Source organism: Luteolibacter sp. Y139, assembly GCF_038066715.1.
Classification (GTDB): domain Bacteria; phylum Verrucomicrobiota; class Verrucomicrobiia; order Verrucomicrobiales; family Akkermansiaceae; genus Haloferula; species Haloferula soli.
Genome location: NZ_JBBUKT010000005.1, coordinates 380,313 through 393,601, shown reverse-complemented (window position 1 = coordinate 393,601; position 13,289 = coordinate 380,313). Strand labels below are relative to the sequence as shown.

The following is a 13,289-nucleotide window of genomic DNA, read 5'->3' as shown; positions in this document are numbered from 1 at the left end:
TTCTCACGAACGCGCCTGCGTTTCCACCAACGACTCCCTCAACCCACCGGCTTCGAAGGCAAACCGACCGGAACCTCAGCCCCACTCTTCGGCCGCTTCTTCTGCATCTTCTCCACCAGCGCCGCGATTGCACCCCACAGCATGAACAGTCCCATCAAGCCATAGAAGATCAGCAGCCAGAACTTCTTGTCCGCCGAAAAGCCATAGTTGTGCAGGCCCACGCTCAGGAAATTCACGTGCCACCACGAGAAGGCCACGATGATCGCGCCGAACATCGCGCACAGGTGCAGCCCCCACTCCTTGATGTAGCCACCGAGGCGGGCATGCAAAATCGCCAGGCTCCACAGCACGATCATCAGCGCGCCGTTCTCCTTCGGGTCCCAGCCCCAGAAGCGACCCCACGAATCATTCGCCCAGATGCCACCGAGCACCGTGCCGATCAGCGACAGCGTCAGCGTCAGGCACACGCACCCATACACCGCACGCGTCACCGAGCGCCGCAGCGAAACATCGCCGCCATCCAGACCCAGCGTCCGCATCATCAGGTAAACGATCGACAGCAGCGCCGTGATCAGACCCGCCGCATAGCCGAGGCTGATCGTGAGCACGTGAATCGTCAGCCAGTAGTTCGACCGCAGCACCGCGATCAATGGATCCAGGTGATCCTTCCCCTCGCCCACCTCGAAGCGGCGGGCCAGCACGATCATGAACGCCGCCACAAGCGGCGTGATCCCGAGCACGAAACGCTTCCGCGTCATCCACTCGACTAACAACCCGAAGGCGACCACCGCCGCGCAGATGAAGATGATCGTATCGTAGAGATTCCCCACCGGCGGACGCCCCATGATGATCGACCGCTTCGTGATCGGGATGATCATGTAAATCAGCCCGAGTCCCAGGAAACTGACCGTGGCCCAGTGAGCGATGCGCCCGGCCTTCGAGCGACCCGCGAAAAACATCACCGCCGAAGTCACCACCGCGAACAGGAACCAGACGAGCGCGTAGATGAACCAGTTCTTCTTGAAGTAGTCCGCCTCCAGCGGGATCGAGCGATACTCGTCACGAGCCTTCGCGCGCTCCACCACGCTGCTTTCCCATGCAGAGAATTTCTCGCGGAAAGCAGGCTGCCCGTCCTTGAGCGACTGCGCCACATCCTCCAGCAGCTTGATATCCTTGATCGATTGCTCCGGCTCGCGCGTCAGCCCGGTGAAGATGTGGAAGATGCGGTCGCCCGCGCTGAGCCACGCCTTGTCGTCCTTGTTGGACGGCGGGAAAAGATTGAGGCCGAACTTCGCCGAGTTCGCCGCCTGCTCGATCAGCACCGTGATCGTCTGCACCTCGCTCGATGCCTGCTTGCCTTCGGCCGCCGCCTTCAGCTCTGCGCGGATCTTCGGCGCCGCCTGCATCACCTCGCTGACCGGCAGGATCTTTCCTTCCTTCGCGGACGATGCCGGCAGCAGTCCATTCCGCGCGAAGTTCATATAGCCCGTCAGGAACTCATAGGTCCGCACACTATAGGCCAGCGCCAGCGTCTGCTCCTCCACCGCCTTCAGCTGCTTCGGATCCTGCCGCTGGATTTGCTCATACGACACGGAAAGCTCGCGCAGCTTGTCCAGGCCCGGCTTGAGATCGTTGTAGCTGTAGCGGTCACGTCGACCGCGGGCCTTCACACCCACGGCTTCCAGCACTTCCGAGTTATCCAAGCGGAAGGTCGGCAATTGATCCGCCAGCTCCGGCCGGAACATGCAATCGAGCATCCAGTCGAGCGGCTTCAGGATGACCTTCTTGTCGTCCTTGCCCAGGATCTCCATCTTCCGCGCGCCGTGCAGGCCCAGCATGCTGAAGCCCGCATAGGTGCCCAGCGGCTTGATGCGTCCGCCATCCTGCACCGGCAGCAGCGCGGCCAGATCCAGCGTCTCTTGATCCCACGGGGTGTAGTCCGCCACCTTGCGCGTATCCCCTTCCGGCTGGCTATCGCGCACCGCGAAGATCAGGATACCCACGACAGCGAACAGCCCGAGGGCGAAAACAATCCAACGTCCGATATTGGCTTTCATGTCGATTGCGGGGCAGGAGTGGACTTACCACGGAACAGGAAGGTCCCGAGCTTGAGAAGGAAATGCAGGACCAGGCCGAAGCCGGCGACGTAGATGCTCCACTCCGGCCACTTGTCGGAGGGATTCCGCACCACTTCGAAGCCGGAGATGGTCGCCTCGGTCGCAGCGCCGCCCGGACCATTCATCATGGTCCGCTGGTAGAGGGTCAGTCCCTCCTGCCGCAGCGGCTTGTTCATCTCGATGAAGTGCTTCGTCTCGTGCCCGTCCTGCGTGCGGATGATGTCACTTTCGAAAAGCTTCGGACGGTTCGTGTTCGGATGATACTCGGACCGCGCATCCACCAGCGTCACCTTGAAGGGCACGGGCCACACCCGCTTGTCGAGCCGCACCAGGAAGGTCCGGTCACCCGACTTCACCGTCACCGGCGCGCGCGGCGTGAACGAGTCCGGATCGCTCGTCACCAGCAGCATCACCTGGCCGCTGCCACCGTCGCGGGGCACGATCCGCGCATGGACGCCCGGCGTATCCATCTCGGTGTCCTTGTTCCGCTCGCGTGAGAAAATGAACCACCCGTCCACCACCGGCTCACCGCGTTCCGGTGCCATGCTCGCCGTGGACATCGCCTTCGCGTTCTGGACGTAACCCTGCACCTCGAGATCGAAGGGCAGCTTCGGCAGCATCACCTTCCGGTGCTGCTCCGGCCCGAGATCCGAGTAGTAGGCATCCTTCACGAACTGCACCGGCCCCACGGCCTTGCCGTCCTTCACCTCGGTGATCTCGATGCTCGTCTCGGTCAGCGAGCTCGCATAGTCCGCGGTCTTCGGCAGGCCCTTGTCATCCTCGCTCAGCATCATCACGCCGCGCTCTTCCTTCAGCTGCGCCACGCCACCCGCCACGATCATGAAAACGATGGCGAAGTGGGACATCAGCACGCCCGCCGTCTTCCAGCCCTTCCGCATCCGGATGATGCCACCCAGCGTCAGGTTCAGCGCCAGCAGCGCACACACCCAGTAGCCACCGGGCAGGGGCGGGAGAAGTTTGCCCACCGCCTTTTCATTGAAGATCCCCGCGTCGGGGAACACATACCAGTTGTGAATGTCGAAATACTTCTGAACCGTCGGAAACAGCCCGTTCAGCTTCATCTCCAGCGTCGCCGTCCACGTTTCAAGCAGCAGGATCAGGAGCAGGATGGTCGCGAGGCCGAAACTTGCCAGCATGTGATAAATGCGGGCAGGGATCGACTGGCGGGCGGAATCGTTCATCAGATCAGGGCAGCGGGTTACGGGTCAAGCGGGCGGGGTCGTTCAAGAGGAGCGGGACAGCGGCTTATTCCCGTCTGCGAAGGGCCGCCACGAACACTTTCAGCGCTTCTTTCTGCGCTGCAACTTCTTCGGCCGGGCCGGTCATTTTCACCGTGATCACCCGGCCCGCATCCTGGGCGACCAGACCGTAGAGCGCCTGTTTCGGGCGGGCGGACTGGCCCATGCCGGGCATATAGTCGCCCTCGGCGGCGACCCACACACCCTCGATTCCCACCACGGCGCCCTTCTCAAGCTTCGCCACGTCGCCATCGGTGACCGGGTCCTTGTCGAATTGGCGGAGCCAGCGGTTCACGTTGTCCGTCAGGCCACCGGAGGAAAGTCCCACCGCCACCTCGCCCCCAGAGCCGAAGCGATAGTTCAGCAGGCGGAATTGATTCCCCGGCATCTCCAGCCAGCCCTCGGGCACCTTTCCAGCGAGGAAGGGATTGCTGGTCGCGCCGCCGGGCGCTTGGAAACGATCGTTGCTGGTCGCATCCAGCTTCACCTGCTCGTCGCGCATCGTCAGCGGGCGCTCTTCATCCACGGTCACCTCGGCCGGCTTTCGGCAGGCAGGCAGGAACAGCGCAAAGCCGAGACAAGCAGTGAGGGCCCGGATTTTCATCGCGCCGCCGATAACCGCCTCCCCCGCGACGCGCAAGGGCATTCCGGCCATCCTCTTTCCGCTTCCCGTGATTGGCATGCCGCCCCTACGGTCGCGGGACGTGAGCGCTATCCGCTATTTCAACCGCCACACCGGCCAGATGGAGACCGAGCAGGTCTACGGCGAGGGCTTCCTGAAGTTCTCCTACGCCAATCCGCTCGGCTACATGCCCCTCCACCTGATGGTGAAAAAGGCCGGCTTTTCCCGCTGGTACGGCAAGCGCATGGACGATCCCGCCACCCGGGCGAAAGTCGCCCCCTTCATCGAGAAATACGGCCTCGATCCCTCGGAATTCGCCGATTCCCCGGACAGCTACCGCACCTTCAATGAGTTCTTCTACCGCAAGCTGAAGCCCTCGGCCCGCCCCATCGCCGACACCCGGGCCGTCTTCCCCGCCGATGGCCGCCACCTCGGGTTTCAAACAGCCAGCCAGATCGACGGCGTCTTCGTGAAGGGCCAGAAATTCGACCTCGGAAAACTCCTCGGCGATGACGCACTCGCCTCGAAATACGCCGATGGCTCCCTCGTCCTCTCCCGCCTCTGCCCGGTCGACTACCACCGCTTCCACTTCCCCGCCACCGGCACCCCCGGCACCACCCGGGTCATCAATGGACCCCTCTTCTCCGTCTCCCCCATCGCCCTCAGACAGCGCCTCTCATACCTGTGGGAAAACAAGCGCACGATCACCAAGCTCGAGACCGAAGACCTCGGCACCGTCCTCCTGTTAGAAATCGGCGCCACCTGCGTCGGCTCCATCCTCCAGACCTTCACCCCCGGCAAGCCCGTGAAGAAAGGCGACGAAAAAGGCTACTTCGCCTTCGGCGGCTCCTCCACCATCACCATCTTCGAACCCGGCGCCATCAAGCTCGCCGACGACCTCGTCGAATGGTCATCCAAGCAGACCGAACTCTACGCCAAGGTCGGAACCGCAATGGGGAACTGAGATCACCTCTCCTCATGGCCGGTCTCACCCTCGTCGCTGGTCTCGCCCTCCCGGCATGTCTCACCCTCATTTCTAAAGCGTCAATGGTGCTCAAGCCCTGCCTTTAAGCGCCAACGGTGCGAAATCCCTCAGCCCCGGGCATCGCCCGGGGTCCCCATTGCGCCAGCCCCGGCGGCCTGAAGGGCAGCGAGACGGGAGCAGCCCCGTGCTTCCATCAATGATCGAAAATCATCATCACGCCGGTCTAACTTTCCCAATCTCCCGGGCCTTCACCCCGCCACGCCCATGACCGCCCCCGAACGCCCCACCGCCCGCGCCCACCGCGAAATCACGGCGGTCCTGCGCCAGTGCGACCTCGCCATCGACGCCACCGCCGGCAACGGCCACGACACCCTCTTCCTCGCCAAGCTCGTCGGCGAAACCGGCACCGTCATCGCCTTCGATGTCCAGGAGCAGGCCATCACCTCCACCCGCGAACGCCTCGCCTCCGCAAATCTGTTAGATCGCGTCACGCTCGTCCACGGCTCCCACGCCACCCTCTCGGACCACGCAAAACCCGCCACCGCATCCGCCGTGATGTTCAACCTCGGCTACCTCCCCGGCGCCGATCACGCGATCATCACCCAAACAGAAGAAACCCTCCAAGCACTGGACGCATCCCTCATCGTCCTGAAACCCGGCGGCATCCTCACCATCGTCTGCTACCCCGGCCACGACGGCGGAGACAAGGAAAGCGCCGCAGTGGTTGCTTGGGCTGAAAACCACCACGCCGAGATCTTCCGCCGCGAGGACACCTTGAGGCCCGCTCCGTTCCTGGTGCTCGTAAGGAGCATGGACATTCTGTCCACGCCGCGTCGACCGAACGTCGACACCCCTCAATGAAAAAGCCCGGCCCACCTCATCGGCGACCGGGCTTTGAAAAGATAAAATCGGGCCGGTCTCAGAACACCTCGCCGTCCTTGAAGAACCGCTTGATCTCCGCGGCAGCCGCTTCCGTCGAATCCGAAGCATGGCAGACATTCCGCATCTTCGCATCGCCTTCCTTGTCGCCGAAGTCACCGCGGATCGTTCCCGGAGCGGCAGCCTTCGAATCAGTCGGGCCGAGCAAGTCGCGGACCTTCGCGATCACATCGTCGCCTTCCAGCGCCAGCGCGATCACCGGGGTCTCCTGCATGAACTCGCGCACGGACGGGAAGAACGGCTTGTCCGCGATGTGCGAGTAGTGGTCCGCCAGCAGTTCGTCGGTCAGGAACAGCTTCTTGATGCCGCGGATGGTGAAGCCTGCCTTTTCAAAGCGGGCGAGCACGGTGCCGACGAGGCCTTTGGACACGGCGTCGGGCTTGAACAGAATGAGGGTGGTCTCGAGGGCCATGCGCGGGAGGTAGGCGGCGGGGGCGGGGCTGGCAAGCCTTTTGCTAGGAAGCGCTAGGAAGCGTTCCCCACCCCACCGCCGGTTCCCACGTTAGTTGGACGATTTGTTGGACCGGCTCGAGTTGTGATCCTGCGCCTGCGACACCGTCATCCCGAGATCCGGACTATAAAGTCCAGCCGGGCAAACGATCATCCGGATCGAGGGCTCCCACATACATTCCGGCGCACACCAGCGGATCGGCACGGTCGCCGAGGAGGCACCGGTCGGCAGGCCCGCCGCATTCAGGAAGACCGGCGTGCCGGCATCATCGCAATCGAAGCGATCGGTAACCGCAGCCGCCGAGTCGGTCACCATGCTCCAATAGCCCGCCGTCGGCCAGACGCGGCCGCCCCCGGGGCAAACGAAGCCGTCCACGTTTTCATGCGGATCACCCCAGTGCTCCACCTTGTTGCGGGCGGACGAGTAGAAGTAGCCCGGCGGGCAGCTGCAGGTCCGGAAGCCAACCCGGCCCAGAGAGGCCTCGCGATTCCCGCCACGAATCGGGGAACCGATGTGGCGACCCTTGAACGCCGCATTCGGCACCGGGTAGTAAATGGTGCCATTCCGCGTGATGATCCCATACTTGATCCCCTCCGCGCAGGCGAAGGTCACCGCAGGGCTCGTCGTGCCCGTGCCGCTGCCATCGTCACTCCACTCCTGGATGCACTCGTCGCCGTCATAGACGAATTCCGTCGTCACCGGCGGCAGGCCACCCCCACCACCCGTGGTGCTGGAAACGCGGCGACCTATCGCGTCGTAAACGTAAGCCACCAGGGTCAGCGTGCCCGCAGTCGAAGAACGCGTGACCGCAGTCACACGGCCCTCGGCATCGTACTGATACGAATCCGTGCCGGTGCTGCCGCGTTCCATGCTGTGGACATTACCGTCATCACCCCAAGCGATGCCCCCACCGGGCCAGCTGGAGTACTGATCCATCTGCTGGTCGCCGGGCGGCAAAGCCGAGTCCTGCGTGTAGTTGCCGACCACGCCATTGCGGACCTCCTGAATCCGGCGGCCTTCCTTGCCAAGCGTGTAGCTCACGGCCAGCTCGGGGAGCGGCGGCCCGCCAAGCGCCTCACGACGACGCGTGAAGCATCCGGTGATCCGGCCCATCGCATCGCGCGTGAAGTTCTGCATCCGGCCCGGCCCTTGCGGACTCTCCGTGAAGAGCGTCTGCCGCGAGACGACATGCTGGGCGCCGTTGCGCTGCTGCACCACGTGCGCCAGCTCATGCGCGATCAGGCTATTGGTCACCACGATCTCCGTGCAGGTATCGAAGCTCAAGTCCGCACCTCCCGGCGGTCCATCACCGCGATAGTTGTAGGTGGTCACCACGCCATTCGCCTGCGTGCTGCGCCACACCCGGTCACCCGCATACTGGAACACCACCACCGGCGGCGAAATCGGCACGCCCACCGCCGTCAGCGTGGAAACCGACTGCAGGAAGCCAAGCGCATCACGCGACTCCGCATAGCGCCGGCCATCCGGATACGTGATCCCGGTCCGGCCGCGTTGATCGTAGGTGCAGGTCACCGTGTGGCCACCACTGGTCTCGGAAAGCGGATTGCCGAGCGAGTCGTAGGTGCACTGCACCACCGACGATCCCTGCGTGCAGCTAATGCAATCGCCCATGCCATTGTAGACGAAGCTCTTCGGCGCCACCGGCAGCACCCCGGCCGGCAGTTGGCTATGACTTACGGAAGTGACTTGGCCGCGCAGATTGAAATCCGCGTGAGTGAGCTGCCCGTTCCTCCGGTGATAGTCCGAGGCACGGCCGAGCGAATCGTAGGTGACTTCCACATGGGTGCCATCCGGACACTGGCACAACCTCGTCCGGCCGAGCGAATCCCGCGTGAAGGAAGTACGATATCCATAGGAGTCCTCGGTAAAGACCGTCTCGCCACAGCGGGAAAGCGAAGCGCAGAGCACGTCCTGCTTGCCATCGCCATCCACATCCGCAGTCACCTGCTGGCTGAAGGGACCGGCGGCAGTGCCACCGTCATAGTTCATGTGGACCACCAGCCCGCCGGGCTGCGTGACCGACACACAACGGCCGACCGAATCCCACTCCGAGGAAGACGAGTTCCCGACACCATCGGTCACCGAGACGCAGCGGCCCAGCGCATCATAGCTGCAAGTCATCGTGAAGGTCTTGTCCGGCATCCCTTGAATCCGGAAATGATCGGTCTGGCCGCAGACCAGCACCTGACCCTTCTTGTCGAGCGTCAGCGTGGTCGTGGTCGCGCCATCCGTGAAAGAGGTCAAGCGGCCCGCGCTATCGTAGTCCCACTGGCAAACGGGATCCGCATTGCAGGTCTCGGACCGCGGCAAGCCCGCCGGCGAACGATGCACCACCGTCGTCTCCAAGGCCGGCTGCCCCGGCGCACCCGGCGTGAAGCGTTCCGCGATGTAGATGTCATCGGACTCATACCGGTCGAAGAATAGCTCAAAGCTGGCCCCTGCCTTGGCGTGATTACTCCGCGCGCTGTTCTGGTTGTAGGCCTTGGCGTGATTGCTTCGCGCGTTGTTCTGGTTATAGGCGCGCAAGCCCGGCCCACCGCTCCTCGATGAAGTGCGATAAAGCATCACATTCCCCGCGGACCCCGGCACGTCTTCCATCTCGCCATACACCGTCTCGGTCACGAAGCCCTGGTTGTCGTAGCTCAGCGAAGCCACATTGCCCATCGGGTCGGTCACCGAGGAGAGCCGGTGGAAGCCATCCCAAGTGAAGCTCACCTGAGGCGCGATCATCCCGCTCGCCACGGCCGCCACGCGCACCGGCGCACCGCTCAAATCATAGTCCGTCTTGGTGACCACCGGAGTCGTCGCCCCGCTGCCCCCTTCCGTGATTTGATACGGGAGCCCGCGCTCGTCGTAGCTGTAGTCACAGGCCAGATCCACGGTCTGCCCACGGCAAGCCGCTGGCGTGCTGACGCGGACGACTTGTCCGGCAGCATCGAAGGTGAAGTCGGTGACGGCGAAGTTTTCCAAGCCAAGTGAGCTCGGATCGAGCAAGCCCAGCGACTCCACCGGCCGCTCTTCTCCCGCCACGCGCGAGAGACGGCCCCGGCTATCGTAGACGTAAAAGGTGGAATACAACGGATTGTCCGCCACCGGCTTGCCATCGGCACCGCGGTGGTCCGTGTCCACACGGGCAACACAACCTCCCGCATCGAGCACCGCCGTCGTCGTGATCGGCATCGGACACGGCGGACTCGTCACCGAGACCAGCGTCCCGCGGAGGTCATAGCCGAAGGACCACACGTCATTCAGCGGCCCGGTCACCGAGATCGCCCGGCCGAGCGGATCGTAGTCGAAGGACGTCGTGATCGCCAGCCCGGTCGGATCGGTCGTCACCGAGGACGCGAAGCCATCGCTGTCATCATACACCACCACCTTGGAAAAGGAGGAGTCGGTGTCGATATCATCGTTCACCGTGCAGGAGGTCATCTGGCCGCGCGTATTGTAGGCGAAGGCCACGGCGGCACCGGCCACCGGACTCGTCTCGCTGGTCAGGTTCCCACTACCATCGTAGCCGTAGCTGAAGGCCTGTCCGTGCGCGGTGACGATGCGCGTGACAAACGACGCATCGCATGGACCGACGTAATCCGAGTCATCACAAGCGCCGATGGCATGCGAGGCCGCCGCACCGAAATCGGACGGATCAGGACAGGTGAACGACCAGTGGCAGTTCTCATTGTTACGATACAAGCTCACGTCGTCGCAGTCCGAGTCGTCGATGATCGCCAGCGGCGAGTGCTGGCGCCTGCCGGTCGCAAGGCCGGAAGAAGCATCGCGCGGGGATTTCACGCCATAGCCCTGGGCCAGCGCACCGGCGCCGGCCTGGAGACCCACGGCCACCTTTTCGCCGAAGCTGCTACCCTGCGTCTGCCTCGCGGTCGTTGGCGTCATCGAGAGCCGACTCGGCATGCTGTTGATGCCGTTGATCGACCGCATCGCGGACAGCTCGTCCCGATCATCGCAATCGTCGCTCACGAAGTTGCTCTTCGGGCTCCAGATCAGCTTGGCGGGAACAATGTTGCCGCCGGGGTTCTTGCCACCCTTGATGGTCAGCCCGCCGATTGGATTCCCCGGCCGCGCCGACTCTGGCGAACCGTAGCCCGGCAGGTGATCGCAGGTCACCGTGCGCGCCTCACCGCCGGACGAAACCAGCGTCACCACCCGCGCATTGCCACGCTCGCGGACCGGGCAGTCCTTGCTGAAATCGCGGGCCATCACCGTCTTCCGGCAGCTGCCATCGGGATACGTGATGCTCGTGCACAGGCTGTCCGCATTGTAGGTGCAGCTCCTTTCAAAGTAGGCCGGATCGGTCGGGCGCAGCCTCGTCGCAGGATCCGGCAGGCTCGACGTGGTCACCGGCACATCCGGTGTGGCAAAGCCCGTGTAGCAACGCTCCCGCAACAGGCGATGCATCTTGTCGAAGGTGCTCACCGTTACGCGGCCCAGCTCATCGTTTTCACAACACTCGTAGCCGCCGGAAAGCAATACCGCGAAGGTCGTCCTCCGCAGCGCTTGCGCCACCACGGCTTCGCGATTGCAGTCATGCGCCGAACACGTGTCATACGCCGGATCCAGCGGATTGGTGGACGTCGCGTATTCGAATCCCTCTAACAAACGGCCCGCGCCATCGTGCACGGAGAGCAGGTTGCCGTTCAGATTCGGATCCGCCTGCCCCTCGCTGTAGTCGAAGGTTACCGGTCCCACCGCAGGTGGCGTGCCGGGCTCGTAGGGCGAGGTCACACTGGCCAGCCGTCCGGACGGCGAGTAGCCGTAGGAGATCTTCGCGTAAGTGAAGCTCGTCATCGTCGCCTCCGCCGAGACCGAGATGATGTGCGGCGAGGGCGAGCCGCCCCACTCCACCGCCAGGCTGCGGCCAAAGGCATCGCTCACCGTGCTCAGTTGCCCGGACGAATCATAAGCGCAGGTCAGCCCCACCTGATTGCGATCCACGATCGCGGAGATCTTCCCCGCACCCGGCGATCCATCCAGCGCGCGGAAGATCCAGCGGCCCGCATTCGCGAAAGTCAGCGTGAAGACCCCATTGCGGAAGCTGCCCTCGCGGAACATCCCGTCGCAGCGATACGTCCCATCGGCCTGCCGATAAAACGTATCCGCACGCCCACCACCATCGCGCACGATCACCCGCGGCGCATTCGGACCCGCCGCCAGCGGCACCGGCTCCACCGAGATATTATAGGAGAAATCCCAACCCGCCCCGAGGCCCGAGCTCACCGGCGCCTTCGAGCGATACGTGCACACCCACGACAGCGCCGGCCCCGCCGCGCATGGCAGCTCCAGCGAGACGTGGCTCAGCGAAACCTCCCCGGGCATGCCGCAGGATGACGGCACCACCCGGCCCGTATTCGCACCCGCGCCCTTGGTATTGATCGCGTGCTTGTGGGTGCCTCCCTGATAGAGCGCGCTGCTCACTTCCAGCCCCTGCGCATCATAAAGCGGGCTCGCATTGCCACCGCCGCCGCTGCTCAGGGAAGCAGAGTTCAACTGACTCTGGGCCTGGTAGTAATCGTAGCCCTTCTTGCTGAGGAAGGCGGCGAGCAAGCTCGGGCTGCTGATATCCCCATCGTCCCCCAGCCAGCCGATTTCCCCGCTGCCGCTGCGTGCGGTGCTGCTTCCACCCTTCTTCACCACGATGCCAACACCCGGAATCGGATTCGACGACGCCAGCGGCGCCCCCGGCGGCAACGAAGGCGGAGCATCCGAAGCACGCCCCGTCGCCGTGATCGAAATCGGAATATTCAGCGTCACCACATCCACACCGGACGGATCACGCACCGCGATCGCCGAAACCACCGCTCCACCCGGCAACATCCCGCCGACAATGGACGCCCGCCAATAACCGCCACCCATCGCCACCAAGGCCACCTCCTGCGGCACCCCGTTCACCGAAATCACCAGCTTGCTCCCGTCCAGGATGCACTGCCCGTGAATGAGAATATCACCTCCCAGCGGCTGCAACACCGGCTCCGGGATCTCGAACACCTCCGCCTGCGGCTGCACGATGCGGTAAAAGGACTTCGTCGTCGTCGGCTCCGGATCCAACCACTCCCCCTGCGTCCCCGTCGCCTCCACCAGCGCCAGCTGCTTCCACCCACCGGCACCGCCGCCTCCACCCCCACCACCGGCACTGCCCAGGTCCGTGGACCGCTCGATCCGATACCGCACCCCGCTCTCGGAGTTCCACTTCAGGCGGATCTGTTTCCCCGGCAAACCGGCGGCGAACTCCAGCAACGGCGGCTGAACCGGATCACCGGCAAACAGCGGCGACGACAAGGCAAGCGACAGCAATGCCGCAGGTAGGCGGGTTTTCATGGGCGGGAAGGGTTGCACCCGGAGGAGCCCGTCAGTCACGACTCCCCGGTATTCAAGCGCTTCTAACCATTTGCCGCCAAGCGGTCAACGCGCATCTAACGTAGATTCACGAGTCCCCGGGAAAACCCCACGACCGTGCAGAATGAACGCCGCAGGCCCCTTGGACTGCAGGGCAAATCCCGGCTTTCCCACCGTTGCACGCATGAGATCAAGTTCAGGGCCAAGGGCCCGCTCCATCCCAGCCTGGGCCGCGAGGCCTAGGAAATGAATGCCACACGCTTCGAGGACCAAAGGTCCGATCCATGCCGGGAAATGCCCGATGGACCGGAGCGTTCCCTTCTTTGATCGCAGCAAACACCGGCAAACCCGCCCCGAAAATTCGCTTGCAGCTCCGGGTGAAATCGGGAAGAAAGCCGCCCCGCTTTTCCCGAAAAGCAGGCTTGGATTTCACCGAGATATCGGGGTGTGGCGCAGTCTGGTAGCGCGCTTCGTTCGGGACGAAGAGGCCGTGGGTTCGAATCCCGCCACCCCGACCACTCAGGCCCATTTCAGCCTGACCGGTCAC

The 13,289-nt window shown here is 63.7% G+C and carries 7 protein-coding genes and 1 tRNA gene; 3 read left to right on the top strand and 5 right to left on the bottom strand.

The window, feature by feature from the left end:
• Positions 1-38: 38 nt before the first annotated feature.
• The 3 genes from WKV53_RS15340 to WKV53_RS15330 all read right to left on the bottom strand — a co-directional run bounded on the left by WKV53_RS15340 (position 39) and on the right by WKV53_RS15330 (position 4,022).
• Entirely contained in the window at positions 39-2,057 is a 2,019-nt protein-coding gene (locus tag WKV53_RS15340) for a cytochrome c biogenesis protein (RefSeq protein WP_341405650.1), read from the bottom strand.
• On the bottom strand, positions 2,054-3,319 hold the full coding sequence (locus tag WKV53_RS15335) for a cytochrome c biogenesis ResB family protein (RefSeq protein ID WP_341405649.1): 1,266 nt from the start codon (positions 3,317-3,319) through the stop codon (positions 2,054-2,056). Before WKV53_RS15335 ends, WKV53_RS15340 begins: the two co-directional genes overlap by 4 nt.
• A gap of 64 nt (positions 3,320-3,383) precedes the next feature.
• Positions 3,384-4,022: a hypothetical protein gene (locus WKV53_RS15330; RefSeq protein ID WP_341405648.1), complete on the bottom strand. Its 639-nt coding sequence runs from the start codon at positions 4,020-4,022 to the stop codon at positions 3,384-3,386.
• Between the two features lie 58 nt (positions 4,023-4,080).
• On the opposite strand from WKV53_RS15330, the gene WKV53_RS15325 reads away from it, so the two are divergent.
• Together WKV53_RS15325 and mnmM are read left to right on the top strand one after the other, a co-directional pair.
• Positions 4,081-4,962 (top strand): phosphatidylserine decarboxylase, encoded by an 882-nt coding sequence (locus tag WKV53_RS15325; RefSeq protein WP_341405647.1) that lies wholly within the window; start codon positions 4,081-4,083, stop codon positions 4,960-4,962.
• Positions 4,963-5,247: 285 nt separating this feature from the next.
• On the top strand, positions 5,248-5,844 hold the full coding sequence (gene mnmM, locus WKV53_RS15320; RefSeq protein ID WP_341405646.1) for a tRNA 5-(aminomethyl)-2-thiouridylate-methyltransferase MnmM: 597 nt from the start codon (positions 5,248-5,250) through the stop codon (positions 5,842-5,844).
• 58 nt (positions 5,845-5,902) lie between these two features.
• Here the strand turns inward: mnmM and ndk are convergent, their stop codons facing one another.
• Positions 5,903-6,334, bottom strand: coding sequence for a nucleoside-diphosphate kinase (ndk, locus tag WKV53_RS15315; RefSeq protein WP_341405645.1), 432 nt, complete (start codon positions 6,332-6,334; stop codon positions 5,903-5,905).
• A gap of 90 nt (positions 6,335-6,424) precedes the next feature.
• On the bottom strand, positions 6,425-12,724 hold the full coding sequence (locus tag WKV53_RS15310) for a hypothetical protein (RefSeq protein ID WP_341405644.1): 6,300 nt from the start codon (positions 12,722-12,724) through the stop codon (positions 6,425-6,427).
• 459 nt (positions 12,725-13,183) lie between these two features.
• On the opposite strand from WKV53_RS15310, the gene WKV53_RS15305 reads away from it, so the two are divergent.
• Positions 13,184-13,260 (top strand) — tRNA-Pro (locus tag WKV53_RS15305).
• Positions 13,261-13,289 lie beyond the last annotated feature (29 nt).